Source organism: Phyllobacterium sp. UNC302MFCol5.2 (assembly GCF_000686005.1).
GTDB lineage: Bacteria > Pseudomonadota > Alphaproteobacteria > Rhizobiales > Rhizobiaceae > Phyllobacterium > Phyllobacterium pellucidum.
Map to the genome: position 1 here is coordinate 144,500 of NZ_JMLL01000012.1, position 26,490 is coordinate 170,989.

General features: G+C 56.8%; 25 protein-coding genes, 2 pseudogenes and 1 riboswitch. Of the genes and pseudogenes, 11 read left to right on the top strand and 16 right to left on the bottom strand.

What is annotated here, in order from left to right; all coding sequences use genetic code 11:
* Positions 1 to 23: 23 nt before the first annotated feature.
* The 4 genes from BR48_RS0115435 to BR48_RS0115450 all read right to left on the bottom strand — a co-directional run bounded on the left by BR48_RS0115435 (position 24) and on the right by BR48_RS0115450 (position 2,955).
* A complete protein-coding gene (locus tag BR48_RS0115435) occupies positions 24 to 428 on the bottom strand; it encodes a VOC family protein (RefSeq protein ID WP_027232136.1) in 405 nt (134 codons plus the stop codon).
* Positions 425 to 889 carry an AraC family transcriptional regulator gene (locus BR48_RS0115440; RefSeq protein WP_244506756.1) on the bottom strand — a complete coding sequence of 155 codons (465 nt, stop codon included), beginning with the start codon at positions 887 to 889 and terminating at the stop codon, positions 425 to 427. The genes BR48_RS0115435 and BR48_RS0115440 overlap by 4 nt, the downstream gene beginning before the upstream one ends.
* Before the next feature lie 104 nt (positions 890 to 993).
* Complete coding sequence (locus BR48_RS0115445; RefSeq protein ID WP_027232138.1) at positions 994 to 2,163, bottom strand: PAS domain-containing sensor histidine kinase; 1,170 nt, start codon at positions 2,161 to 2,163, stop codon at positions 994 to 996.
* Between the two features lie 3 nt (positions 2,164 to 2,166).
* On the bottom strand, positions 2,167 to 2,955 hold the full coding sequence (locus BR48_RS0115450) for an alpha/beta hydrolase (RefSeq protein ID WP_027232139.1): 789 nt from the start codon (positions 2,953 to 2,955) through the stop codon (positions 2,167 to 2,169).
* A gap of 272 nt (positions 2,956 to 3,227) precedes the next feature.
* Between BR48_RS0115450 and BR48_RS0115455 the strand changes: the two genes are divergently transcribed.
* The 3 genes from BR48_RS0115455 (at position 3,228) to BR48_RS0115470 (ending at position 9,349) form a co-directional block, all read left to right on the top strand.
* Positions 3,228 to 4,664 carry a DUF1254 domain-containing protein gene (locus tag BR48_RS0115455; RefSeq protein ID WP_027232140.1) on the top strand — a complete coding sequence of 479 codons (1,437 nt, stop codon included), beginning with the start codon at positions 3,228 to 3,230 and terminating at the stop codon, positions 4,662 to 4,664.
* A gap of 384 nt (positions 4,665 to 5,048) precedes the next feature.
* Positions 5,049 to 7,352, top strand: a complete 2,304-nt coding sequence (locus tag BR48_RS0115460) for a rhodanese-like domain-containing protein (RefSeq protein ID WP_348625692.1) — start codon at positions 5,049 to 5,051, stop codon at positions 7,350 to 7,352.
* Positions 7,353 to 7,948: 596 nt separating this feature from the next.
* Positions 7,949 to 9,349: an amidase family protein gene (locus BR48_RS0115470; protein ID WP_081815904.1), complete on the top strand. Its 1,401-nt coding sequence runs from the start codon at positions 7,949 to 7,951 to the stop codon at positions 9,347 to 9,349.
* 64 nt (positions 9,350 to 9,413) lie between these two features.
* Here the strand turns inward: BR48_RS0115470 and BR48_RS0115475 are convergent, their stop codons facing one another.
* Positions 9,414 to 9,701 carry a hypothetical protein gene (locus BR48_RS0115475; RefSeq protein WP_027232144.1) on the bottom strand — a complete coding sequence of 96 codons (288 nt, stop codon included), beginning with the start codon at positions 9,699 to 9,701 and terminating at the stop codon, positions 9,414 to 9,416.
* 607 nt (positions 9,702 to 10,308) lie between these two features.
* On the opposite strand from BR48_RS0115475, the gene BR48_RS26240 reads away from it, so the two are divergent.
* A complete protein-coding gene (locus tag BR48_RS26240; protein WP_155810896.1) occupies positions 10,309 to 10,575 on the top strand; it encodes a hypothetical protein in 267 nt (88 codons plus the stop codon).
* Positions 10,562 to 10,753 carry a hypothetical protein gene (locus BR48_RS0115485; protein ID WP_027232145.1) on the top strand — a complete coding sequence of 64 codons (192 nt, stop codon included), beginning with the start codon at positions 10,562 to 10,564 and terminating at the stop codon, positions 10,751 to 10,753. Before BR48_RS26240 ends, BR48_RS0115485 begins: the two co-directional genes overlap by 14 nt.
* 330 nt (positions 10,754 to 11,083) lie before the next feature.
* Here BR48_RS0115485 and BR48_RS0115495 read toward each other — a convergent pair whose 3' ends face one another.
* Positions 11,084 to 11,530, bottom strand: a complete 447-nt coding sequence (locus BR48_RS0115495) for a GFA family protein (RefSeq protein WP_027232146.1) — start codon at positions 11,528 to 11,530, stop codon at positions 11,084 to 11,086.
* A gap of 389 nt (positions 11,531 to 11,919) precedes the next feature.
* Here BR48_RS0115495 and BR48_RS0115500 point away from each other — a divergent pair, with 389 nt between their 5' ends.
* Positions 11,920 to 12,066, top strand: coding sequence for a hypothetical protein (locus BR48_RS0115500; RefSeq protein ID WP_155810897.1), 147 nt, complete (start codon positions 11,920 to 11,922; stop codon positions 12,064 to 12,066).
* A 62-nt stretch (positions 12,067 to 12,128) separates the two neighbouring features.
* The gene (locus BR48_RS0115505; protein WP_027232148.1) at positions 12,129 to 12,506 is read left to right on the top strand and encodes a YciI family protein; all 378 of its coding nucleotides are present in this window, start codon (positions 12,129 to 12,131) and stop codon (positions 12,504 to 12,506) included.
* A gap of 16 nt (positions 12,507 to 12,522) precedes the next feature.
* On the opposite strand, the pseudogene BR48_RS26680 reads toward BR48_RS0115505, so the two are convergent.
* From BR48_RS26680 to BR48_RS0115545, 9 genes and pseudogenes are all read right to left on the bottom strand, one after another.
* Positions 12,523 to 12,638: pseudogene (locus BR48_RS26680) on the bottom strand (cold shock domain-containing protein); the annotation flags it as partial.
* Between the two features lie 174 nt (positions 12,639 to 12,812).
* On the bottom strand, positions 12,813 to 14,435 hold the full coding sequence (locus BR48_RS0115510; protein WP_027232149.1) for a fucose isomerase: 1,623 nt from the start codon (positions 14,433 to 14,435) through the stop codon (positions 12,813 to 12,815).
* A gap of 23 nt (positions 14,436 to 14,458) precedes the next feature.
* A complete protein-coding gene (locus BR48_RS0115515) occupies positions 14,459 to 16,054 on the bottom strand; it encodes an FGGY-family carbohydrate kinase (RefSeq protein ID WP_027232150.1) in 1,596 nt (531 codons plus the stop codon).
* Between the two features lie 29 nt (positions 16,055 to 16,083).
* A complete protein-coding gene (locus BR48_RS0115520; RefSeq protein WP_027232151.1) occupies positions 16,084 to 16,902 on the bottom strand; it encodes an SDR family oxidoreductase in 819 nt (272 codons plus the stop codon).
* Between the two features lie 34 nt (positions 16,903 to 16,936).
* Positions 16,937 to 17,746: an aldolase/citrate lyase family protein gene (locus BR48_RS0115525; protein ID WP_027232152.1), complete on the bottom strand. Its 810-nt coding sequence runs from the start codon at positions 17,744 to 17,746 to the stop codon at positions 16,937 to 16,939.
* 35 nt (positions 17,747 to 17,781) lie between these two features.
* Entirely contained in the window at positions 17,782 to 18,513 is a 732-nt protein-coding gene (locus BR48_RS0115530; protein WP_027232153.1) for an amino acid ABC transporter ATP-binding protein, read from the bottom strand.
* On the bottom strand, positions 18,494 to 19,153 hold the full coding sequence (locus BR48_RS0115535; protein WP_027232154.1) for an amino acid ABC transporter permease: 660 nt from the start codon (positions 19,151 to 19,153) through the stop codon (positions 18,494 to 18,496). Before BR48_RS0115535 ends, BR48_RS0115530 begins: the two co-directional genes overlap by 20 nt.
* Positions 19,147 to 19,866: an amino acid ABC transporter permease gene (locus BR48_RS24715; protein WP_051615044.1), complete on the bottom strand. Its 720-nt coding sequence runs from the start codon at positions 19,864 to 19,866 to the stop codon at positions 19,147 to 19,149. Before BR48_RS24715 ends, BR48_RS0115535 begins: the two co-directional genes overlap by 7 nt.
* Positions 19,867 to 19,943: 77 nt before the next feature.
* Positions 19,944 to 20,756, bottom strand: a complete 813-nt coding sequence (locus BR48_RS0115545) for a transporter substrate-binding domain-containing protein (RefSeq protein WP_051615046.1) — start codon at positions 20,754 to 20,756, stop codon at positions 19,944 to 19,946.
* A 258-nt stretch (positions 20,757 to 21,014) separates the two neighbouring features.
* Between BR48_RS0115545 and BR48_RS0115550 the strand changes: the two genes are divergently transcribed.
* The 4 genes and pseudogenes from BR48_RS0115550 to BR48_RS24725 form a co-directional block, all read left to right on the top strand.
* The gene (locus tag BR48_RS0115550; RefSeq protein WP_027232156.1) at positions 21,015 to 21,767 is read left to right on the top strand and encodes a FadR/GntR family transcriptional regulator; all 753 of its coding nucleotides are present in this window, start codon (positions 21,015 to 21,017) and stop codon (positions 21,765 to 21,767) included.
* A 2-nt stretch (positions 21,768 to 21,769) separates the two neighbouring features.
* Positions 21,770 to 22,429, top strand: a complete 660-nt coding sequence (locus BR48_RS24720) for an RraA family protein (protein WP_051615048.1) — start codon at positions 21,770 to 21,772, stop codon at positions 22,427 to 22,429.
* Between the two features lie 396 nt (positions 22,430 to 22,825).
* Positions 22,826 to 24,472, top strand: coding sequence for a GMC oxidoreductase (locus BR48_RS0115560; RefSeq protein WP_027232157.1), 1,647 nt, complete (start codon positions 22,826 to 22,828; stop codon positions 24,470 to 24,472).
* Between the two features lie 553 nt (positions 24,473 to 25,025).
* Positions 25,026 to 25,702, top strand: a pseudogene (locus BR48_RS24725) (recombinase family protein); the annotation flags it as partial.
* A gap of 56 nt (positions 25,703 to 25,758) precedes the next feature.
* On the opposite strand, the gene repC reads toward BR48_RS24725, so the two are convergent.
* Positions 25,759 to 25,962: a replication initiation protein RepC gene (gene repC, locus BR48_RS26855; protein WP_348625695.1), complete on the bottom strand. Its 204-nt coding sequence runs from the start codon at positions 25,960 to 25,962 to the stop codon at positions 25,759 to 25,761.
* Between the two features lie 417 nt (positions 25,963 to 26,379).
* Positions 26,380 to 26,486: riboswitch (SAM-I-IV-variant riboswitch) on the top strand.
* Positions 26,487 to 26,490: the final 4 nt, after the last annotated feature.

Below are 26,490 nucleotides of genomic sequence, written 5' to 3' on the forward strand. Positions count from 1 at the left end.
ATGGAATGTGGCACATGGCAACCTCAACGAGCCTGGACCAGCTTCCAGCCATTGCCTGATGGATCGCGGAAGCTTGCATCCACGGAGCCGTATCGATCGATCGGTTCTTGGGTGAACTCGACCCCGCGCTTGCGCATGGATTCGAATGCAGCCTGGCAATCGTCGACCACCAGAACCAGCGGCGGCATCGCACCCTTGGCCACGGCTTCAGCCAGGCCCTGAGCCGTTGCGTCATCGACGGTCGGCGCCTGCGGACGGAACAGGCCCAACTGGAAGTCCGGCTGGTCGGGATGCTGGACGGTCAGCCAGCGATAATCGCCATTGCGCGCATCCGTGTGCACCCGAAATCCCAGCTTTTCGACATAGAACTGAAGCGCTTCGTCCTGGTCATGGACATAGACGCCGGCAACCTGAACACCATTTTTCATGAGTCATCTCCCTTTCGCCCGTCGTGCCTACCCTCTTTCGTTCGCCGGCGCTTCTCCGAAACTGCCATTTTGAGGTGCGGCCTTTGCGCGGCGCTCACGAAACAATGGGGAACCTCCTCGAGATCTCCGGGAACGAGCTGCATTCGTCGCCTTAGTTCGCTTGGGCTTTCACCGGTCACGTCGCGGAAGGTGCGTCCAAACGTTCCAAGACTGTTCCAGCCTGTCTGCAGCGCGATTTCGATGATGGGCGTGTCAGTATCCCGCAAGAGCGCTGCGGCGCGCTCGACCCGGCGCGTCAGCAGGTAACGATGCGGCGGTATGCCGAAGGCGTCCCGAAACGATCGCGCAAAATAGGCTTCCGAGGCGCCGCTGACGCTTGCCAACCGGGATATCGGCCAATCCTCGTGTGGCGCCGCGTCCATGTGGTCTTTGGCACGCAGCAAGCGCCGCAGCAGTTTCAAATCTCTATTCGCGGAGTTCTTGACGATTCTGGTCGGGCGCATAGCCAATGAATGCATGGACTGATGACCGTTGACAATGATAGCGCCCTCGAAAGAGCGGCACTTCATTTTGTCGTCGGGCGTAGCGGCATCTGAAAGGTAAACCTCGTTTCGATGGAAGAAGAGGTTACGACAAGGGTGCCACCATGCGCCTTGGCAATTTCCGATGCGATATACAGTCCAAGCCCCAGGCCTTGTTGACTTGCGCGAACGCCATCACGAAAAAACGGCTGGAAAAGACGTTCCATCGCCTCTTGAGCTATTGGAACGCCGCTATTGGCGACGCTTATCTCCAAAACTCCCGATTTCGTGCCTGCTGAAAACCGGATTGGCCGGCTCGCGTCACCATAGGTAATCGCATTGCCGAGAAGGTTTGAAACCATCTGACCAATACGGTCCCTGTCGCAGTAAACTTTTTCGGTGATGTTGAAGTTCGTCTCAATGGAAATGCCGGGCGTTCCCAATTGGAGCTCTTCTGCAATCTGCTTGAGGACGGGGTCGAGCAGTTCGTCCGCATCAAGCCGCAGCGCGAAGCCACTGCCGAGCCTCCCTCGCGCAAAATCGAGCACGTTATCAATCAGGCCGGACATGCGCTGCACGCTGCCTTGCATCAGGGTAACGATCCTCTGTGCCCGAGGGCTTAATTCTTCTTGCAGAAGCATCCGCGAACCGCCCTCCATCGAAGCGAGCGGGTTGCGAAGATCATGCCCCAAAACCGCAATGAACTGTTCGCGCAACTCCGCTATTGCCAGTCCCTCGCTCAGACCTGCCTCCGCCAGCATCCGTTCGGAAATCGCTTCGCTTTTGGCACCTTCAGCGGCGATTCGCTTGTCGACCAAATCGCGTTCGTAGCGGCGGCGTTGAGCAGCCGGGAAGATGACGACACGGGTAAATTGCAGGTTGCCATCGTCATCCCGCCGCTCTTTTGCGTTAGCAAGCACCGGCAGTTTCTTGCCGTCGCCGGTAACAAAATCGAAAGCGACCTCTTCAAGGAAACCTTGCATGCGCAACAGCGGCGAAAAATGCGTTTCGTAAAACATTCGTCCGGAAAGCGTCAAAAGTTCACTGAATTTCTTGTCGAGAAGGTCGAGCTGTGAAACTCCAATCCAACGCGAGAAGGTGAGATTGGACTTGAAGATTCTGCCGTCGGGGCGAAGCGACAGGTACCCGCACGGTGCGTTCTCGTACAGCTCCGCAAGATCTTCGGCGAATGTGCTGTTGGGATCCTCGGGCACGACTCACACAAACGCCTTGATGGCCGCAATGACTTCGCCGGGCGCACTCAGATTGGGGCAATGCCCCGTAGCGTTCAACATAACCAGTTGGCTGTGAGGAATGTGTTGCTTCACGTATTCGCCTACGTTCTCTGAGGCAATAATGTCTTCCCGGCACTGAAGTATCAATGTTCGCGCTGTCACACGTTGAAGATCGTCGCGATTGTCCGACGTGAAAGTGACCCGCGCGAACTCCTTTGCAATGTCAGGGTCGGTTCTGCAGAAGCTGTTGGTTAGCTCTTCACCAAGTTCGGGTCTGTCCGGATTGCCCATAATGGCTGGGGCCATTGCGGCCGACCACCCAAGATGATTGTCCGCGAGGGACTCTAGCAACTCGTCGATCTGAGCACGACTGAAGCCGCCGACGTATTCACCGTCGTCGATGTAGCGGGGCGATGGGCCGACGAGGATCAGGCTGTCGAAAATCGCCGGGTCCTTGAGCGAAGCAATCACGCCGATCATGGCGCTGACGGAATGCCCGACGAACACCGCATCCTTGAGTTCGAGTTCCTTGCCAATCTCGATAAGGTCGTCGGCGTATCCTTCGAGGGACGCATATTTCGCGGAGTTGTAAGCGCCAAGATCGGAGCCACCGGCCCCGACATGGTCAAAAAGAATGGTTCTGAACTTGCTTTCGAAGGCTGGCGCCACCAACTTCCACATGTTCTGATCGCAGCCAAAGCCGTGCGCGAACACCATCGACCGTTCCCCGCTGCCGGATAGTTTGACATTGTTGCGCTCTAAAACGGACACCCGGGACTCCTGATTTCGCAAAACGAAGTTCGACTGTATGCTTTGAAAGCTCGAACACCTAACTGCTTCGCGCCGCAGCAGCTCTTTTTTCGCGCTTGGAGCTTAGCCGGTCCGCGTATTATCCGCCCACTTCCGCTTTTCACGTTTTTCCATGGCGATTTATACGCCGCCCGGCGCAAGCTTATCTAACTGTAATTTACAGTAATGTACTTCCACCCTGTCTTGCCTGCCGTCTAACCTGAACGGGAACGCAACGCTGCAGGGAAATCGAGATGTATATCAACAGACGGGCCTTTGTATTAGCTGGCGGCGTTGCCGCAATCAGCCTCGCGATAAACCATCCCACATTTGCGCAGACGCTATCGGCGGAAGAAGCTCGCCAGATTGCCGAGGATGCATACATCTATGGCTATTCGCTCATCACGACCGAGGTCACCCGCGTTCAAATGAGCAATGTGCCGAAGGTTGTGGAATTCACCGGGCCGATGGGACAATTTATCAATGTTCCCCGCTATCCGCCCGCGAACTATCGCGGCGTATCTGCCCCCAATGCGGATACGCTATATTCCGTAACATGGCTCGATCTGAGTGAGCCCCAGGTTTTTAGCCATCCGGACATGGGCGACCGCTTCTACTTGTTCGAGGTCGTCGACTTATGGATGTCGGACTCCGAGCAATCGCCGAGCAAACGCACGGCTGACGGAAAAGCCGCCAACTATCTGTTTACCGGCCCGGGCTGGAAAGGCGATGTACCGGCAGGAATAAAGCATTTCCCCATGGCGACCCGCTATATGGTCATCCTCGGCCGCACCTATGCTGACGGGACGAAGGCGGATTACAAGGCCGTCAATGCGTTGCAGGCGCAATACAAGATTACGCCGCTCTCCGCGTGGGGCACTAAAAATTACAAGCCAAAAGCTCCGAAGGTGAACCCTAAGCCGGGTTTCAGCATGAAAGACGCTCCGCAAAAAGTCATTCTCGACATGGGGACGGAAGGTTATTTCAATCTGATGGCAAAGCTGATGGGCGGGGACGCGCCGCCGGCGGCCGAAGATGCGCCGATCATCGCGAGCATGGCTAAAATCGGCATCGAGCCCGGGAAGCCATTCGAGATGAGTAAACTGGATCCTGCGGTACAGGCGGCGTTGAAAGACATTCCGCAAGCTGCCCTGAAGACGATCCAGGCCAACAAGGAAAAAATGGGCGAGATAGTAGACGGCTGGGTCGTGTCAAAGGGGCTCGGCACATATGGGCCAAATGACTACATCAAACGCGCCACCGTGGCCGCCTTTGGCTGGCCCGCCAATCAGCAACTTGATGCGGTCTATCCCTACACCGAAGTCGATTCGAAGGGTGAAAAGCTGACCGGTGCGAACAACTACACCTTGACCTTTCCTAAGGATCAGACGCCTCCCGTAAACGGTTTCTGGTCAATCACCATGTACGAGATCGACAAGGGCTGGTGGTTTGTACCCAATCCGCTGAACAAGTTTACGGTCAGCCCACGCAACAATCCAAAGCCCAATGCTGACGGATCGTTGACACTTTATTTCCAAAACAAGTCGCCTGGCGCGGACAAGGAGGCTAACTGGCTACCGGCGCCCAAAGGAGCTTTCATCCCGATGCTGCGCATGTATTGGCCCAAGGACGCATCTCCCTCAATCCTGAATGGAAGCTGGAAGGTGCCCCCGGTGGTCAAGGAAAGCTGAGATGGCGGCTTAGCGGCAACTCTGGGTGAGGTTCGGTCAGTTCAGCACGTTCGGCGGGAGCACTCCGTCACCGGCGGCAGACAGCCTGGCCTCAGAGGGCCCGCGCTTCAACGAATTCCACACCACAGCGCTGTGATCCCAAACGAGTGATCCGTTGCTGACGGGCCGCAACCACCATTCGTCGGGCTTCGGCTAGGTCACGTGGCTGCCGCAAATTGCGGCCTCCACTCATCGCTAATGACTGCTCCGTGGACGCGTCTGCACGGGAGGCATGTACTACTCGCGGATAAACGTAAACGGGAGTAGAATTCACGAGACGAGAAGCGGTTTGGTTCTCAAGAACATCATAGCAGGCCTACACCTTGTTGGAGAGGGGCCATGGGAATGGATCATGCCGAGCGACGGCTGGTTGCAATTCTCGCCGTCGACATTGTGGGCTATTCCAGACTTGTTGAAGCGGACGAAGCCGGTACGCTCGCAGCAATCAGAGACTTGCGATCCAAAGTTACCGATCCGCTACTTGCCGAATATCGCGGCAGGATAGTCAAGCTTATGGGCGACGGTGCCATCATGGAGTTTGGCTCGGTTGTCGATGCCGTCGTCTGTGCCGTCGCGCTACAAAGAGGAACTGCCACTCACCAAGCCGGCGTAGCGGCAGACAGGCGCCTCGTCTTTCGGATGGGCATCAATCTTGGAGATGTCGTGGTCGAAGGCGATGACCTCCTTGGCGATGGGGTCAACGTCGCCGCGCGGCTCGAGCAGCTTTGCGAGCCAGGCGGACTATTCGTTTCCGGAACAGCGTATGACCAGTTGCCGGGCAGGCTTGAGCTGCCTGTGGAGTTTGTGGGTGAGCGCCACATGAAAAACATCGCCCGCCCGGTGCGAACCTATCGCGTCAGGCTTCGGGGGACGGACATTGCCAAAGCAACGATAGCAGGGCGCTTGCACCGGTGGGCAATTGTAGCGGCAGTCGTCTTGGTCGCGGTTTCCTTGGCCGGTTCAACACTTTGGCTGTGGCCGCGCCAACCGGTTGCTGAGTCGGCCATGATGGCCCGCATGAAGTATCCGCTTCCGAAAGAGCCTTCTATCGCTGTCATGCCGCTCGACGATCTCAGCCCCGGGCCTTCACAGGCCTATTTCGCCGATGGAATAACTGAGGATCTGATTACCGAGCTGTCAGAATTGCCCGGCCTCTTCGTCATCGCTCGACACTCCTCCTTTACGTACAAGGGCCGGCCGACAAAGCTTCAAGATATCGCGGAAGCAATGGGGGTGCGCTACGTCCTCGAAGGCAACTTGAGGCGGGATGGCGACTTCGTACGGATTGAGGCTCAACTCACAGACGCGCTAAACAATCAGCGCGTGTGGGATAAGCACTACGAGGGCAGGATATCGCAGGTTTCTGCGCTTCAGAACAAGCTTGTCGGCGAGATTGGCTTATCGCTTCAAGTGAACGTCCCGCCTTCTGCTGAATCGGCACAGGCAGAAACCACCCCCGAAGCATATGATCGGTTGCTCGAAGGCTTGGGCCATTTGCGTATCGGCACCGACGTCGAGTTGCTCAAATCGATCGCGCTTTTTAACGAGTCCCTCAACCTCGATCCTTATTACAGTCGTGCCCACGCTGCAGTCGCTGCTGCGAATTGGGAGATAGCAGTCGCCTGCTGGAACTCGGGTAATTCTGCGTTTCGGAAGGCCATGAGCAGCGTCGATCAAAGCCTGCCGATGGCGATGCTTTACCAGAACGGGCTCGCCTATGCCATTTCATCGGAGGTGCTGGCTGCGCATGGCGGCTATGATCAGGCCCTCATCGCAATCAACCGCGCGATTCAGCTCGACGCCAACGACCCCGAACATCACATCCGCAAAGCACGATATCTCAATGCTGCAGGTCGGGCGCCCGAAGCGGAAGTGGAAGCGCGGCTTGCCATGCGGCTCGATCCGAAATATCCGCCGGAGTATCTCAGGGCCTTGGCTATCTCGCTGTTCCATCAGGAGAAATATGAAGACGCCGTCGATGCCTTGAAATACCTGATAACCCTGCAATGGGATGTGGCCGATGACTACGCTACCTTGACGTCCGGCCTGGGCCACTTGGGAAATTTGGGTGGTGTTCAGCTCAACATGGCCAAATACAACGGGATCACCATACCTTTCGGCCGCGGACCGCTAACTGTTCAGGCAATTGCCTGGCAGTGGTATGTCGATATGTCCGATTATTATCCTGCCTATCGTGACAGGTTGCTCGAAGGATTGCGCAAGGCCGGGGTGCCGGAAGGCGCTGGAACCGACATTGCCTATGAGACCTACGCCAAGGCTGTCAACAGGGTGAATGGCGAGTACTCCGTCAGCGGTGCGCCCAAGCTCGGTGCCGCCGCAGTCAAGCGGCTAATTGATGAAGGGGCGCAACTGATTGATGTGCGCAGTCCAAGGCCATTCAGTCATGCGCATATCCCAGGGTCCATCAACCTGCCGGCGACGAACGTCCTTTCAAAGGCGACACTTTCCGAAAAGGTTGGTGCAAGCAATGCCATCATCTTCACTTGCCAGGCCAAATATTGCGTCGACGCGGCCTTCGCATCGGCCAAAGCCCTGGCTTGGGGATACCCCAGAGTTTCTTATTTCGCTGATGGCATCGCAGCCTGGCAGGATGCCAATTACCCGACTGAGACAAGTTTGACGAAATAGCCGGTCGAGTTCGTGAACTGAGGGCAATATGGGTAGGGCTACATGGCTTCCCAACTTATGTGTCATTCTTCATTCCTTCACCGGTCGCCAGATGACGCGCTTCTTGTTGACGCGATCGCGGTCGTCTTCGTAGGGCATAACTTCGCAGTCTATGGAATTGCAGTCCCGACACCGGAAGGTGAGGCTTGGAAGTGTGCGGCCATGGCCGAGAACAGCGGCCAGGTCAGTCGCCGTGAAGGTCGCGACCTTATCACATTTTCGGCAACCAACCCGCACGAACATGCCGTAGCGGGCCGCCTGCCCCAGATTCTTGATTGTCCTTGTCATGAGAACGAAAAGAGAACAAATTGCCGGAGCGAGTCAAGTGGGATGAACCAGTAATGCACCGGGGCACGCCCCGACAACCATGAAACAATGCTCAACTCGGGGGCTTCGCCGCATTGAAGCGACCTGCTGCAAAGCTGCCAGACCCGCTACAGGACATCCCGGCATGCCTATTTTTGAGACACATCACGCCGAACATTGGTATAGTGTTTTCGCTTGGACACGTTCCATCGGAGAATAGCGTCGTGGCAGGCGATATTGGTCTAACGGGCATGTCTGCCTGCGAGGTGGTCGATCTGTTAAATGGCGGTGAGGTAACGCCGCTCGATTGTCTCGATGCACTTGTGGTTCGCATTGCCGCCGTCGAGAACGTCGTCAACGCACTTCCTATTCTTTGCCTCGATCGCGCCCGCGATCGAGCCCGTCGCCTGCTCCAACAGCCTCTCGGGCGCCGCGGTCGTTTGGCGGGATTGCCTGTGCCGATCAAGGACCTGACAGACGTTTCCGACGTTCGCAGCACCTATGGCTCGACAATATTTGCAGACCATGTTCCCGAACAATCCGACATTCTTGTCGAGAGGCTGGAGGCCGAGGGCGGTGTTGTTTACGCCAAGTCGAACACCCCAGAATTTGGTGCTGGTGGCAATACATTCAACGACGTCTTCGGGACAACATTGAATCCCTGGAATACCGACCTGTCCGCTGCAGGCTCCTCGGGTGGAGCCGCCGTTGCTCTTGCCACTGGCATGGCCTGGGTCGCGCAAGGCTCCGACCTTGGAGGCAGCTTGCGCAATCCCGCAAGCTTCTGCGGCGTAGTGGGCCTGCGCCCAAGCCCGGGCCGCGTTCCTCGCAGTGCACGATTCAAGATCGATGACCTGCTGAGCGTCAACGGTCCTATGGCTCGTAACGTCGAAGACACAGCGCTTTTGCTGGATGCGATGACCGGCGATAGCCCTGCTGACCCTCTGTCGTTACCGCGGACCGAGAGTTTCCTTGCCGCAGCGCGCTCCGGCTGGCGGCCGGCGCGGGTGGCCTTTTCCGCCGATCTTGGCATTACGCCCGTTGACCCGGAGGTCGCCTCGATCTGTCGCGCAGCAGCTGCAAGCTTGGCGGCAATTGGCACGCATGTTGAAGAGGCGCATCCCGATCTCTCGGAGGCCCATGACACGTTCAGCGTCCTACGCGGCATGGCCTTTGCCATAAGTTACGGCGCGCTTCTGGAACCATATCGGGACAAAATGAAGCCGGAAGTCGTATGGAATATTGAAAAGGGGCTCAGCTATTCGATGGCAGATATCGTAAAAGCGGAAAACAATCGCGCGGCGATTTACCGAAGGATGCATGCCTTTTTCGAGACTTATGACCTCCTCCTCTGTCCGGCCACGATCGTTGCCGCGTATCCTGCCAGCGACAGATACGTGAAGGAATGTGCCGGCTACACCTTTCCGAATTATTTCGAATGGCTGGCAATAGCCTACGCAATTTCCCTGACAGCGTCGCCGGCGCTCAGCCTGCCTTGCGGGTTCACCAAAGATGGACGTCCGGTCGGACTACAAATCGTCGGCCGCACCCGCGCCGAGGGACAGGTACTTGCTGCCGCCCGAGCACTGGAACTCCTTTTGGACCTTCATCCACCGACGCCGATAGACCCACGACCGCCCCGCCATGTTTGATTTCATGAATGTCAGTCCGGAAGGCAGGTCTTGGCGCCAGGCAACAGCTGCACACCGATGTTGATTACTGTTTGTATCCCTTTGCTTGCATGCAGCTATTGATCAGATTGGCTTCTTCCTCCCGTCTGGCAGAACTATCGGAAGCCAAGGAAGCCGTTGCACTCGCGGCCTGATATTTGCACTGCACCATATCATTGTCTGCCGGAGTCGCCGGAGCCTCGCTGTGGACCCACTTTTTTTCGGAAGAAGCACACGACGCGAGCACCATGAGCGGAACCACGATCAGCAGGATACGGCTCCGGGAAAGTTTCTTAGAAAACGTGTCGTTTGAATTTGTAACTGCATTGCGCATCGTTCGAATTCCTCATTCTATGGGTCTATCCTGTGTACGAAGCCTCCCATTTGGTGGCCGACGCGGGTATTCCGTAGTGCAACACTATCGTATTTGCTGTTGATAGTCCCGTATTCGCTGCCGCTCACTAGTGACATCTTCATACGCCACCTCTTTCCGAACGATGCATTACTTGCAAATGTGGCGATACCGCAGCATTTGTCTCTATCGCCTGCGTCTCATGGAACAGACAGGTTTGGCCCGCGTTCCATCACTGAACCATTAATCATTTACGGGTCTAATGACGACGATTGCGGCAGATATGTTTTCAGGCGGCTCGCTCTTCCATGCCCTGACTGCGATGGCTCTCATTGTCGGAGTGTGGCTGTTTTTCATTTTACGCCAGCATATGAGATGATCGATCGGCATGAACAATAATAGAGCCTGGTATCTCCGGATTGCCGCTTTTGCCCTGATCCTGATCGTGTTCCTGGGCGCGAGCGTTTACTTCCTTCCGTCTTGAAGGGTGCAAAAAGCCGGATATTCAACATCAACACGTAATTTTGGAAGGGGCGCGGTTTCTTAGGTGAATGCTGATGGAGGGTGTATACTGCTCAACGGAGGATATATGCTAAAAACCTATTATAATTGCCCTATTTCCGATGAACCTGTTCATGAAGTGCTACCGCGAGACGGCGATTTCATTGAATTCTTCTGCCCGACCTGCGGACAGTTTCGGATTTCAAATAAATCGATCACATCGATGCGCCGCCGATCGCGCAGCGAGCGAGAGGCCATGCTGACCGACGCCAGGCGCGATGCTCAAGGCGGAGATGGCATTCCGCTCATAAGAGACAGCCATTCACATGCGAGGAAAACAGATGACCAACGATAAGACGACTTCTACATGGAAGAACCGCCCTCAGGGCAAAATCGGAGAAACCTACACTGTCGATCACCTCATGGAAGCGTTTAACCTCAACAGGGATGATGCCGAACAGTTGATCATCAAATTCAACGGTGATTGCGAGCGAATCAATGCTTCGGTCAACGCGCGAAAGAGTCGCCGTTAGCCACATTTTTTCAAGCCCCTTTTGCTCACGCTAAAAAGGGCACAATCCTATGGCCTTGCAGGCAAGACATTCTTTCGACTGAAATCAATCTCCTGTCACAAATGAAGGAAACCGATGACGCTATACCTATGGTATTTCATCGTTCTAGGCGGCCCCGTCGTATTGGGCGCCATAATCGCATTCGATATGATGAAGCGCAGGCAATCTGCCAAGCTCAACGGGAAAGCTCAGGCCACCAAAAAGCTTTGTCCCGCGGAATAAGCCATTCGCTAATTTGGCCGCCACTAAAAAGCCCCCTTGCCTACCCGCGCACTTCCCGGAGGTGTTCTCTCACTTCTTCCGGTCACGCGGCGTGCCATAGGCGGCGTCGCGCGGTCGCGAGTACTGATCTATTCTTGGCAAGGTATCATCGAAGGCAATCCAGGGAAGCTTCAACTGCCAATAGGCATGCGCAGCGGGAGCGAAATGTTCAGGATGATCGAAGAAGCCGATCGTCAAATATATCTCGCCGGCTATGCCCTCATCCTCATACCCGATTGAGGTGCCACAGGTACCGCAGAAGCTGCGCACTACCCCACTCGTTCTTGAGAAGGTCTTTGGTGGCTCATGCCTAAAGCGAAATTGTGCCGTTTTGTAACCCACCCAGATCGTCAGCGGTGATCCGATCGCGCGGCGACAATCATCGTCGTGATCGTAGCAGATCCAGAACGGTTCGCCCTCGGCCTCGGCGGTGACTTGCCCGCAAAAGCAGGCGCAGGTTTCCAGCCTTTGTGTCATTCATTTCGAACCAATTGCCTGAAATTTAGTTCCGCGTCGGAAAATTTGCATTTATACATTTTGGATCGATTGCCAAGAATTGGGACCCAGCGAATAAAGATTTGGTCTCGCGATGGTGTAGCATTATTTTGGCGGCCGCTTGGCAACATGCACCACGTCGGGGGAATCCATATGAAGAGCAGTGTCAGAGCCTGGTTTATCTTTGCTTTGGTTTTCATTGCGGCCGCGATAATCTATTTTGGCGTACCACTCATTTGGCATGCCTTGTTTGATCGTCCAGCATAGCCAAGGCGAACGTCCGCTTCCTCTAACGCCCTTCCGGAGAAAAGATGAGGAAACTCAGTTTAACGAAATCTGCTATGTGGGGCGCTATACTTGGATGCCTGCTGATGGCCATATGGATACTCTATACGGGCAGGGCGCGAAGCGTTCCCGCAACAGGATATCTTGTTGAGCTTCTCGGAGGAGCAGCGGTCGGAGCCGGACTGCTATCCCTCATCGTGTGGCTCGTCGGATCCGCCGTGCGCCAGAAATAGCAATCGGGACGATCGCCGCCGATTTTTCCTGTCATCATCGTCTGAAAAGAGGGACGCAGTTCATGTTCTACGCCATCTTGGCCTATCACGAGGAAGAGATTGTCGAATCATGGTCGAAAGAGGAGGACGCATCGTTGATGGCCGAACTTCTGGAAATCGGCGACCGCCTTGTAAAGGAAAAGAGCCTGGGCCCAGCGGCCCGCCTTGGGCCGACCCGGCGCGCGGTCACATTGCGCGGCAAGGGAGCCGGTATCGTCACTGACGGACCGTTTACAGAAACAAAGGAGCAATTGCTTGGCTTCTATGTTGTTGAGTGCCCTGCAATTGAGGGGGCGATCGCCATTGCCCGCGACTTGCGCCGTGCCAACCCGACCGCCGTCTATGAAATCCGCCCGGTCTTGCTCTACCAGTCCGGGGCGACGCTATCAGACAGGGATTGATTGGCTCTCCGGTGGGAGCTCGCTCGACCGCCGAAATATGTACGAACACGTCTGTACCCCGCTATCTGGCCGAATGAACCCGAAGCCCTTCTGAGAATTGAACCAGCCATGCGCCTCCCCTCTGTTGCAAATAACAAAGTATCGAGGGCAGTGGTAGGATGAAGCCGTGGCATCACCGACGGATGGAAAACCCATTGTCAGCTGTCCTTATGACAAACTTGAGTGGGCGACTTTTGCTCTGAACATGACAATGCCGGCGCCATTACGGTGTCTCAAACGGAACAAATGCGTAGCGAAAGGAAGGATTCATCGGCCGCCGAGATTGCATGCGCTTTGATTAAACCCGCAGATATTGACGGAGATACCCAACTCGGCCGCCAGCGCTGCTTTGGTCCACATAGCTGCGTCCGCCGCCTCGGCGGTGGTGCCATAGGCAACTTGAACATGGTTCGCCTTATGCCGCGCCATCATGGCGTCGCGATCAACGCCTGTCAGGACGGCGTGCATGATAGGCCATTCGGGATTGGTGGCCCGCGACCGTCGCTCCGTCTCAGCTTCTGACAACGCTACGGCCTGGCCGCGACCAATATCCATATGAAGCGTGCCGTCTACCACAAAGATTCGGCTCCACACGAGTTCACCGGCTTTAGCGACACCGCGCAGAGTGCCGCCTCCGGCAGGAAAGAACATTGCTGGTTGGCGGAAGCTTTCCGATCCTGCCCAGCAACCCTCGTGGTGTGCCGGAGGCGCCGCTCCCGAAATCTCGAAGACCCAGATGAAATCATCGCGGCCACCCGAGCGGTCGATGTCGCCCCAGCGAATATCGTGCAGCGTATTTTCCACCGGCTGGCCAAGCGCGCGATGAACGCGATTGGTCATGACTCCATCGAGTGCTGCGCACTCATCGACTTCGTTGAAATGGACGATCGCTTCGCCCGGCTTGATCGGCTTGCCATCGCGGCCGATGACGTCGGGGCGGTCATCATTATTGAGCATTCCCTCGACGAGATCAGAGGCTGGAAGAAGGTCCTTCAGCCCCTGCTGATACTGAATTCCAACCGCCTCGCAGCCGAAGGCGTCGGCTATTCGCACCACGGCGATGTACATGCGGCATTGGTCGATAACCTGCGCTTCGGTAAGCTCAATTTTCGGATCGTCACCGAGGTGGAATGTCATGCCCTTTGCGACCATCCAATTGTACACTTGACGCGCTTCGGTCTCTGATACTTGCATCGTTGCGTGGTAGAGCGCCGATTGGGACAGCCGTTCCTTCCAGAAGCCCAGCGGCATCAGGAGCTCGTCGGGGATGATTGCATTGTACATACCCATGCAGCCTTCATCAAAAACGCCAAGGATGACCTTGTCGCGCCGGATGGATTTTGCAAGCTCCCGGCCAAGCCTCGCTGCCTCGGCGGGCAGGCGGGCCTTGTCCAGTGCGATGGCATGCGACGTGTCATGCTCGATTCTACCAGTTTCGAGCCACTTCTTTAGTCCAGAGCGAAAGAAGGTGTCGTCGAATGTCTCGCTCCATAGTGTCGAGTAGGCGACGCCGGCTTTGGTGAGGGAACCGTTCAGATTGAGAAGTCCGACGAGCCCGGGCCATTCCCCGGCCCAGTTGGCAACAGTCAAGATTGGTCCGCTGTGGTTGACGAGGCCGGCGAGCACGTGATGCGAATATTGCCAGACCGCCTCGGCGACAATAAGCGGCACCGCGGGGTCGATCGTGGCAAAAATGTCCATGCCTTCGCGCTGTGAGGCGATAAACCCGTGGCCCTTTTCATTTCGGAACGGATGGGCACGCACGAGGTCGTGGCCTAGACTGGCCAATACCTCGGTGAGTTTCCGCTCCATCGCCGCCTGGGCCGGCCAGCATTTGACATTCGCACTCTCCCGCAGGTCACCGCTGGCGACAAGCATTATCCTGGTCATAATCGTTCCTCTTAATTCAGCGGCTAGGCCGACATGATTTGCGCGTAAGCGGCAAAGTCTTCCTGCATCCTGCGGAACACTTTGTATTTTGCCTGGTGATACCGCCGAATCTTTCCGGATCGTGGTTCGACAACCGTTCCGTCTCCGCTCATGGCTGACATCGCGGAAGCAATGTCATTAAATGCGCCGGCCGCTACGGCGCCGAGAATGGCAGAACCTAGCAGCACTGGTTCCGATTGCGCCGGCACCACCACACGGCACCCCGTCGCGTCGGCATGCTCCCGGAGATAAAGTGGATTCTTTGCGAGCCCGCCACTGACTACGAGGCTCGACACCTCGATCCCCTTGCGTTGCATCTCTTCAATGATATGGCGCGTGCCATAGGCGAGGGCTTGGATGGTCGCGAGATAGTCGAGTGCAAGGTCGTCAACATCGGAATCAAGGATGAGCCCGCTCACCGCGCCTTTTCGCCACGCTTGCGCCAAGGGCGAACGGTTTCCGTGAAAATCGGGGTTGACGTGCCTATCCGCCGTCAAGAAGGCGGTCTCGTCCGCCATAGCGGCCAGGTGCCGATGCAATTGTTCGGCGGGCCTACTATTGTCGCCAAGCGTGGCGCTGGCGGCGTGGCGAGCGATCACAGCATCGATCAGCGCGCCGGCGGCGGATTGCCCGCCTTCACTGGCCCATACTCCTGGAAGCAGCACGGAATAATAGGGTCCCCATACGCCGCCGACGAAGATAGGTTCTTCGTAAGTTACAATGTGACATGATGATGTGCCGCCAATAAGCGCAAGGCTTGCGCCGCGAGCAGCGCTGACTCCCAACGTTCCAAGCGCGCCTGCATAGGCGTCGATCATGCCGCTCGAAACGGCGATACCAGGTCGCAGGCCGAGTTCCCCCGCTGCAGTCTCGCTCAATTGTCCAATGGCGGTTCCCGCCGGCGCAAATTGGTTGCCGATCGCCAGGTGATCACTGTCCCCGAGATCGCCAAGGCCAATTGCGGCGAAGAATTCTTGATCCCATCCTTCGCCATTGAACCCCTTGTGCCCGAGATAGGTCCACTTGCACACAGCCGAGCAGACGGACCGGGTGCTGGTGCCTGTTGCCCTGTGGACGAGCCAGTCGGGAAGGTCCCAAAACGTAGCGGCAATCTTCCAGCTCTCCGGCAGTTCGCGCTTGAGCCACCGAAGTTTTGGCATCTGCATTTCCGGAGATATACGTCCGCCGACATAGTCAAGAACCTCGCCGCCAATTGCATTGATTTCATCGGCATCGCCAATTGCCCGGTGGTCCATCCAAAGGATGATGTCACTATCCGGTGTCGAATTGGGGCAGACGCTTACCGCTTGTCCCGTCTCACCGGCAACGACGAGCGAGCAGGTGGCGTCGAAGCCGATACCGACGATGCTGGCAGGGGCGATTCCGGCGCGTTCCGTCGCCGCAACCACCGCCATACAAACTGCGCGCCAGACGCCGGCTGAGCTCTGCTGGGCGAAGTTCGGGCGCGGGCGAAGCGTTTCGATCGCGGCAATACCTGTTCCGAGCAGCGTGCCCCGGGCATCGAAGACGCCGGCGCGGGCACTGCCCGTCCCGACGTCAATTCCCAAAAATGCTTTCATGCGATTTTCCCGTGTCGTTCCCGCACCGACTACCAGGCAGTAAAGCCGCCATCCACGACCACATTCGAGCCGGTCATGTAGGACGAGGCATCGGAGGCAAGGAACCGGATCACCCCGTTGTACTCATTGATCTCGGCCTGCCGGCGCATGGGCACGCGGTCGAGGAAGGCTTCGACGAATTCCTTATCGAAGCTTGCCGTCTTTACGCCGCCGAAGGAGATGAGGTTGACGCGAACGTTCTTCGTTCCCCAGTAAGTGCCGAGATAGCGCGTCAGGTTGACCAGGCCCGACTTCGATGCGGCGTAGGAGATCGCCTTGACGAATGGAATGCCGTCGCGCTCTTCGCGATAAGCATAGAGAGCTTGGTTCGGCGAGACGATGCCGTAAATCGAGCCGACATTGATGATCGAACCGCGCCCGACCTCAGCCATCTTGCTGCCGACGACCTGGCTGGTCAGCATGACGCCCGTAAGGTTGGTATCGATGATTTCATCCCAATATTTCTGCGGGTAGACCTCGAAGGGCGCATTCTGCTCCGCCGAGCCATCTGGCTTGGAATCGATCCCGGCATTGTTGACGAGGATGTGCGGTACACCCCAATCGTCGATCAGTTGTTCGGTCGCCTTTTCGAGGGCGGCCTTGTCGGTCACGCTTGCTTCGTAGACGCGAATGCGGTCTGTGAAGCCCGGGAACTTTTCGGCAAGCTTCTCGGCGCTGAAAGGACGTCTGCTGAAGATTGCTACCTTTACGCCGGCTTCCGCAAGCGACTTGGAGAATTGCGTGCCTAGCTGACCGAGACCGCCCGTGACGACCGCGACGCGGCCACTGATATCAAATGCATCACTCATGGTGTTTTTCCTGGTGTCCTTAAATGTTCGGTAGTCAAGCGGACTTAGCGGATGTATCAACCGCTTCGCGCGCGCGGCGCAGTCCCTCATTGAGGAACAGGACGTCATTTCCCATGATGATCATGTCGACGCCCTTCTTCTTGAGCGCGGAGACGTTCTCGGCAACAGGCGGAATGCATGGTGCCATCACCTTGATGCCGCGCGCATGGCATTTTTCGATGAGCTCGGCGAGCTTCTCCTCGATTTCAGGATGCGACATCGAATAGTCGATGGAGATGCGCCGCGAAATCGAATAGTCCGCCGGTCCGAAGTTGATGACGTCGATACCTTCGACGTCGAGGATCTCGTCGATATTGTCGAAGAACTCGTAGCTCTCGGCCATTGGAATGACGAGACGGGTTGCGTTCTCGTGCTCCATGTAGGCCGACCACTGGAAACCGGGCCCGGCAAAACCGGCGGCACGACAACTGGCATCACCGCCACGGCGGCCAAAGGGCGGGAATTTAGCGGCCCTCACGATGGCGCGCGCCTGTTCGGCCGTGCCGACTTGCGGCACGATAACCCCCGTTGCCCCGAATTCGAGCGACTTGCGAATGTCCCATTCATTGGTACCGCGCACCCGCACGAGAGGCGCGATTCCCGCGAGCAGCGCGACAAGCACCAGTTTTTCCATATGTGCATCGACGTTGACCGGCGTGTGTTCGGCGTCGATGAAGGCGAAGTCGAGCCCCCAGTTTCCGGCGGCCTCGATGGCAGCCGTCGATCCCGTGTAAAAAGTGGCGCCGAACGTCGGCTCGCCGTTTTTCAACTTGCTGGCTAGTTTGGTGTTCTCTGGTCCGGGCAATTTCTCAGTCTCCTTGGTGGTAATGGCTTGGCCGCTCACTTGAGATCGGGCGCGATGAAGTTTTTCAGTTCCGGCGTTTTTGGATGGGTGAAGATTTCTTCCGATTTACCTTCTTCCCAGACCGTGCCCTGGTGCATGAAGACGGTGCGGGTGGCGACGCGGCGGGCGAACCCCATCTCGTGCGTGACCAGAACCATGGTCATGCCGGCTTCAGCGAGCTGAGCGATCGTCTTGAGAACCTCGCCTGTCAGTTCGGGATCGAGCGCCGACGTCACCTCGTCGAATAGCATTACCTTTGGCTTCATTGCCAAGGATCGCGCTATGGCAACGCGCTGTTGCTGACCGCCCGATAATTCGTCCGGATAAGCATCTGCCTTCTCTGCCAATCCGACACGGCTCAGGACCTCCCGCACCAGCGCTGAACCTTCATCAGGTGGCAGCCCTTTGACGACCCGTGGCGCAAGCGTGATGTTTTCGGCGACGGAAAGGTGCGGGAAGAGGTTATAGCTTTGAAACACCATGCCGACCTCCTTGCGCAATTCACGCAGGTTGGCGCGGGATTGGTCGAGCTTGTGGCCTACAACTTCGATCGTGCCTTCCTGGAACGGCTCAAGCCCGTTGATGCAGCGGAGCATGGTGCTCTTGCCAGAGCCCGAGCGGCCTATTACCGCGACGACATCGCCGTTTTCCACCGCAAGATTTATGCCTTTGAGGACAGGAACGTTGCCGTAGGATTTTTTGAGATTCTCAATGCGCAGTGCCGGCATGTTTTCTTTCCTTGAGTTTCTCGCTCCACCACGACAGGGGATAGCAAATGACGAAGTACATCGCGGCGACCGTCAGGAAGACGTGGAAGGGCTGGAACGTCATGTTGTTGAGGAGCTGGCCGGCCCGTGTCAGTTCGACGAAGCCAATCAGAGCGGTCACGGACGTATTCTTCACGATCTGCACCATGAACCCGACTGTGGGACCGAGCGAGATTTGAAATGCCTGTGGCAGGATCACATAGCGCAGGCGTTGGAACGGGCTGAGTGCGAGTGCGTCGGCTGCTTCCCATTGCGTGCGTGGAATGGCCTCGATACAGCCGCGCCAGATATCGGCAAGGAATGCAGTGGCGTAAATCGTCAGCGAGATCGCTGCCGCGGCCAACGGCGGGAAATAGAAGCCAAGAAAGCTCAATCCGTAATAGGAGAGGAAGACGACAATCAGCAGCGGAGTTGCCTGAACGAGCTGGATATAACCCGCCACCAGCGCCCGCAGCCAATTTGGGCCGAGGGAACGCGCAATAGCAAAGAGCAGGCCGAAGATCCCGCCGCCGACGAATGTGCACAGGGAGAGGCCCACGGTCCACACAAGACCGTGGAAAAGGAATTGTACGCTCTGCCAACCGAAGGACTGGATCATGATTCGACCTCGCGGGGGAGGGTGAGTGTTGCGGCTGCAGACCCCGTCTTGGGGACGCGGCGGCGGAACAGCCACAGCCCGACCAGCCAATAGAGAAAGCGGAAAACGAAGGTCATGGTGATGTAGATTGCCGCCAGAACCAGAAAGGTTTCGAGACTGCGGAAGGTCTGCGATTCGATCTTTGCGCCTGCCAGGGTCAATTCGGTCGCCGAGATGGCGGACGCGATGGACGTGCCAAGCAGAGTCAGCGTGAGCTGTCCGGTTAGAGAGGGATAGATGATACGCAGTGCCGGAATAATGACGACATAACGCATGACCTGAAGGCGCGAGAGGCCCAGCGCGAGACCCGCCTCGATTTGCGTCTTCGGAATGGCGAGCAGGCCTGCTCGAAAGATTTCGGCCGAATAGGCTCCAAGGTTAAGGGAAATTGCGAAGATTGCCGCCTCATTGGCAGTCAGTCGGATTCCCATATAGGGCAACCCGAAAAACAGAAGGAACAGCTGCACGAGCAGCGGCGTATTGCGAAAGGCTTCAACGTAGGTGGCGCTGACAACGGCGCCCCACTTCGGGCCATCCACGCGCAGCAACGCGGCTGCGAGTCCGATCGTTAGCCCGATGCCGATAGACTGACTCGACAGTATTAGAGTGTCGATGGTGCCGCTGATCAATTCCGGCGTTCGCGCCAAAACGGGCGTGAAATTCATCTCGTATGCCATGACGGTCTCCTGCTGTGCCCGAGCCGGGGAACTTGACGATCCGGCTCGGGACAGGGCATGCACAAGTCGAGGTTTGGTTAGAAGGTCGGAAGCTTGCCACCGGGTACAGGAATGCCGATCCACTTCCTGTGCAGTTGATCAAGCTTGCCGGTCACTTCGATGTAGTAGATGAAGTTGTTCAGCCACTGGTGGAGTTCAGTCGCATCTTTGCGCGTGGCCATCGACCAATAGAGGGTGAAGAGCGGAACGTCTTTCTTCACTTCGAGATTGCTGAGATTACGCTTGGTAATGATGTCGTTGGCGACCGCGGCAACAGCAGCTGTTGCATCGACCTGACCGGAGATCAGCGCCTGCATCGCAAGCGCATCGTCGTCGAATCGAACGACTTCAAGACCTTCGACACCGTAACCGCTGACTGCAACGTCCTGTGTACTGCCTTTAGGTACAGAAACTCGCTTACCTTTGAGATCGTCGAGCGAAGTCAGCTTCATATCCTTGGCCGCAACAAAGCGCATCTCATAGGCGCCGTAGGGATTGGTCATAAGGAACGTCTTGGCCCGTTCCGGTGTCGCGGTCATTTGCGCGATGAGGAAATCCACGCGGCCGGACTCAAGCGCTGCAGCCCGTGAAGCGTTGTTCACCGGTACAATCTCGAGCTTTACAGCAAGGGCAGCTGCGGCCTCCTTGGCAAGGTCGACGATGAACCCGTCGGTGTTGCCGTTGGCATCTACCGTATCATAAGGCGGGATGCCGGTTAGAACACCGATGGTGACGCTGCCCTTCTTGGCGATATCCGCCGTCGTCTGTGCACTTGCACCTGTTGCAGATGCAGCCAAAACGGCCGCCAGGGCAATGATGCCGCCGACCAAATGTCGCAAACGTTTGATCATTTTATTCTCCTCCCTCGTTCGTTACGGATCGCACTAATCGTGGCGTACCGTTTGCTTGCCACCGCCCTAACGTCCGGGCGACCTGCAGAGCGACTGCCACTTACCGTGCGTGCCCTGAACTAACTCTTGACATATGACTTATGACATAAGTATGAGTCAAGCACGTTCGCTGAATAAATTGCAGCACATGATTGTGATGAAGAGCGACGGCCACCTGTGATTGCAGTTGCGGTCGTGGGACTGAAAGAGAGGGCGGAAATGAGATCCACCGAACAGGCGCCGCCTGACGCGAGGCCGCGAAGCAGGCTTCATTCCTCGGTCGCGAGTGCGCTCGAGGACCAGATCATTTCGGGCGCCTTGCCGATTGGGGAGCGGCTTCCATCGGAAAGTGAAATTGCCCGTGACTTTGGTGTATCCACGCGGTCTGTGCGAGAAGCGATGCAAATCCTTGAGACCAAGGGACTCGTCAGACGTCGACACGGTGAACGCACCATCGTCGTCCGGGATGATGTCGCTGAGTTTCTGGGGACGCTCGCCGTTACGGTTCGGCAACGCTTCGCCAGCGACTCGGAATATCTTCTACAGTTGATGGTCGTACGCCGCATGATCGAAACCGAGGTGGTGGGCCTGCTGACAGCCAAGGCACAGCCGGTGAATGCCGAGGTAGAGGCGGCCCTTGAAGCGATGCGCGTCGCTCGCGACAATGAGGATTTTGCAGGATTTACGCAGGCGGACGCAGCCTTTCATCTGGCTCTCGTCCATTCGACAGGAAATGCGATCCTCTCTGTCTTCTACGACAATCTCTACGGCCTCATCACCGAAGTCATCCGCGTCACCAGCCGTGTACCAAGCAAATCACTCGCGGCCGCCTATGCAGAGCACGCGGATATCTTCGAAATGATCCGCAACCGTGATGAGGCTGGTGCGAAAACGCTAATGCGCGCCCAAATCGACAACAGTGCAGCTTATCTGCGGGTCGCGATCGAAAATGCCAACGCTAAGGAAAAATGAAAATGCCTGATTTCAACTATTCGGACACGGATTGGGACTCGATAGAGCGCCTTAAGAAATGGTACTCCGGCGACGTCCACGACAGCATGGAGCATCTTGGCCTATGGGGATACCTCGACGGGATCTCGCTTCTTGGGGCCCTTGGCTCGGGAGAAGTCGTGTGCGGTCCCGCGGTAACCGTTCTATTCGAACCTTCTGATCGCAAGGGAGAGCCCCAGGACGTCTACCATAACGCGATTGACAATACGCCCAAGGGCGGAATTTTGGTCTGTGACGCCTCTTGTGCCGATGGATCCTGTTCGGGAGAATTGATGAGCACCGGAGCGAAAACCCGGGGCGCGGCCGCCACCATCGTCAACGGTACCGTCCGCGATCTCGCCCAGGTCCGCGCACTGGGCTATCCATTGTTCGGTACGTCGCCGAGCCCCGTGGGCGTGACCGGCAAGAAAGAACCGAAAAAATCTCAGGTGCCGGTCAAAATCGGAAGGGTGACCGTGAGCCCCGGCGATATCATATTTGGCGATATCGATGGTGTTGTTGCAATACCGAAAGAACGGCTCCGCGACGTTGCTGATGCCGCCGATGCACTCGGCAAAAACGAGGCGGCCGCGCGAAACCGTATTCTTGCGGGAGAAAAGTTGCAGTCGGTCTGGCCAGCTTGAATGTGGGGTGGCCCGCCACGGCGGGCCACCCAACGTCGCTTTGGGTTCCCATCCTGATGTCAACCGAGCTTCCTCGGTGGTTCGCCAAAAGGTAACTGCCATATCCTGCTAGGGCGAGGCTTCCCAAATCAGCTGTGATGCGATCAGCCAGTGGTGTTTCCATCTGAAAACGCGGATACCTGGAAACGTGTCGTTATCAGCAGCGATGAATTTGCACCAAGAACGTGCTTGATAAGGCGACGCCGCCACCGTTCAGCCCTGGCGCATTCTGCCAATCCACGACTATCACACCTGCCCAAATGGATGATTTGCCCAATGGTGTCGCGTTCAACTATACTCAGCGAGCCTTCAGGCTCAAATGCGCACTGAAGACCGAGAACAGAACTGGGGGATTTCATGTTCGTCGGTGATATAACCAACCTTCTGTCGAAGGTACACAATATTTGTGTGGTCGGTTCAGGACCGGTAGGAATCGTAACAGCATTGGAACTTGCGCGGCTCGGGCAATCGATAACGCTCATCGAGTCCGGCCTGTTCAAGCCTGATTCCGCCGCACAGGCGCTGTCGGATGCAGAACGCGCGGACATCCGACGCAACAGCGACATGACGCTTTCAGTTCAAAGAAGTTTTGGCGGGACATCAAATCTTTGGGGAGCGGGCTGCGTTCCACTTGATCCGATCGACTTTGCCTACCGTCCAATTACTGCAGACGCGATATGGCCAATAGCCTACAGTGAGTTTGCCGATTATCTGAAGATTGCCTGCCGTTATGCCAATTGCGGCGAGTCATTCCAGCAGCCTGTTCGCGGACTGGAGCTCGTGGACAATAACTTTTCTACCGGCAATCTGATGCGCTATGCTCAGCCTGTCAGCTTCGGCGTGGCCTATCGTAAGGAAATCGAGCGATCGCCTTTGATCACGGCATGCCTCGGTGCGACAGTGACCGATATGTGCTTCGCGCATGATGACGGTATAGAAGCAATCAAAGTCAGGAGCCGCGATGGCTCGATGGGGTTGCTTAAAGCCAAGGCTTACATCTTTGCTTGCGGTGGGGTCGAAACGACCCGTCTCCTACTGGCTGCACAAGCGGAAGCACCAAAACGTTTTGGGGGAGAAGAGGGTCCGCTCGGCAGATTCTATATGGGACATCTTTCCGGCGATGTTGCCGATATACATTTTTCTCATGCTGGACTCGACAAAGCATTGGATTTCTTCCGCGGGCCGGACGGTGCTTTCGGGCGCCGGCGGATTACCGGCAGCGGTGAGTTTCAGGCAAAGGAAAACCTGACCAATATTTCGTTCTGGCCGAAGCTTCCCGCCATGGCCGATGCAAGCCATCGAGATGCAGTCTTGTCGCTAGCCTATCTCACTCTATCCGTACCACCGGTGGGACGTGTTTTGGTAAGTGAGTCGCTGCGTCGCATTAATGTGGGCGACGGTGGGCATAAAGCGGCGCACGCACTCAATGTCGCTCGCGGCTTGCCGGCGATCGCGAAATTTCTCCCACGCTTCATATACGGGAGGTCGCTTTCCAGCCGAAGGCTCCCTGGTCTGCATCTGCTCAACGGTGCTCGGCGTTACCCTTTGCATTATCACGCCGAGCATCTTCCCAACGTAGATTCGCGCATTCGCCTTGTTAATGAACGCGATGCGCTCGGTTTAAGGAAGGTGATTCTTGACCTGCGTTTTCAGTCGAAAGACGCCGAAGCCGTTGTCGACACTCATAATCACCTTGACCGTTGGATGAAATCAACCGGACTAGGAGAACTGATCTGGCATGGCCCACCGGAAGAACGTCAACCGAGTGTCATGGATCAGGCCGGTGATGGCGTCCATCAGATTGGAACCGCCCGAATGGCACTAAGCCCAAAGGCCGGTATCGTCGATCGTAATTGTCGCGTATTCGGGGTCAGGAATCTGTTTCTTGCCAGCAGCGCCGTATTCCCCACTTCCGGGCAAGCTAATCCGACTTTAAGCGCCATCACGTTGGCCGCTCGCTTGGCACACACGATAGCAACCGAAATAGCCACTCACCTGGTTTGAGCGTGTGACGCACCGGTTCGCGATTTCTGCGGAAGAGTTCTTGCAACTTGCCGCCCTCAAGAATGGGCCGCGCGATTCGCGCTCGGCCGAGCTTGTGCGATTTCAAGGACCACAAACAGGAACATTTGCCCAGGCGAATTGATGAGCACCGGAGCGAAAACCCGGGGCGCGGCCGCCGCCATCGTCAACGGTACCGTCCGCGATTTCGCCTAGGTCCGCGCACTGGGCTAAGCGGCGGATGATCGCGACGATCAATCAATTGTTTCTGGGGCCGGTTTACTTGGAGTGACGCGATACTCGCGATGCAATCGCGAACTGTTCATAGTCTCCATTCTCCAATGGATTCCAAATAGCGCCGCGCCCCTTCAACTTTTGGGCGTTTGATGTGCGGTGGCATGGCCTCAAACATTCGACAATGATCCTGTGCATATGTGGGTTCGGGAGCAGATAGTCGATGTCTGCTCAGATTGAGCTTGCGGCCTTGGAGACTAACAAAGGGCGATCGGATGTCCGCAAAGTTGCGCGCGGTGATCCGGTTGGCGGCTGTATAGCCGGAGAGGTGCTGGTAGTGGTACGTCTTGATCGCCTGGCGCGATCCGTCAGCCATCTGCTGCAAGTTATCGAACAGCTGGAAGCCAAGGGCGCGCATTTCCGCTCGTTGCACGATCCGATCGACACCTCCACGCCGCAGGGCATGTTTTCGCTGCAGGTCTTGGGTGCCGTTGCCCAGCTCAAGCGTGCCCTGATGTCCGAGCGCACCAAGGTGGGCATTAAAGCGGCAAAGGGCCGCGGCAAGCTTCCCGGCAATCCTGGCTTGCGTGCGCGACTGCCGGAAGCCATTGCGAAGGCGTCGAGAGCGCGACAGCACACTCATCTAGCGGACCTCACCACTACCATGGTATCCTGGTTGCCCATCGTGCAACGAATGCGGCCGGATCATCCATGGGAAGACGTAACGCGCAGCCTCAACCGTGAAAACGGCCAGAATTGGTCGATCGATCGCCTGCGCCGGTCGGCAAGGCGGTTGGTCAGCGAAGGACTGGCTGATCCACGATCCTTCCCCTCCCCTCGCCGCTTACCGGAAGACCGGCTTATGATGCTGATCACAGGCATTGCCAATGCAAACCCCGACCTGACACTTCGCGACATCGCCGCACAGCTCGAAGGTATGCACGAGGCACGTCACGCGGTTCGTCGCGCTGGGCCGCCTCCTCGGTCAAGCACCTGCTGACCGGGCGCGAAAGCTCGGGCTCGTCCGCGTATAGTGGTCTTCATGCGCTCATCCTTCACGTCGCCGCCACCAGTTGCGGGCGCACGCCGTTGGCTTTGAGGGCTGCTATCAGCATCGGTCCTACGGTAAACTCCCCTGCCCTCGCCTTTTCGGTCAGGACGTGCAGATAGCCCCCAACTGAGTTGATGGCTTGTGCCCGCTCAAGGATGATGCAGGCAATGACAATGGCGGTGTTTTCCTGGCCAAACACACTCCTCATAAGCCGAGGGCAAAATACCAAGGTAGCCCCGCACCTGTGCGGCCGTCGCTATCGGCTCCCGCCAGGTACCAATACCGCTTGGCGCATAGTCGGCGATCTCCGGACGGGCCTTCATCACCAGGCCTAACGGATAGGTCCTTGTCGCATCCTCTGCCCTTGGTTGGTTGGGTCGAGATTTTGCCCTTGGCTGTTTTTGAAGCGAGTTCAATATCAGATGAAGAGTCGTTGTTTGAATTCTGTTGCTGCGGCTCAGATTGATACTCGTTGGCGCTCGGAATCTTTTCATTTACATGACTTTCCAACAGTATAGCCACTACCTGGCTGAGTCGGTTGAAAAGGCGGCGGCAGAACCTGCGCAAACGCCGGATGCCGTAGCAAAAGAGACTTGCGAAGTTGCGATGGTCTGCGTAGAAGTGGGTTCGACATCAAGAGTTGGGTTGACGCCCAACGCCAACCTGCGCTCCGGGCAAGGTGGTACTTCCGTCAGGGAGGATGTGGCCGAACCGGCAATTATACGGATTTAGCTAC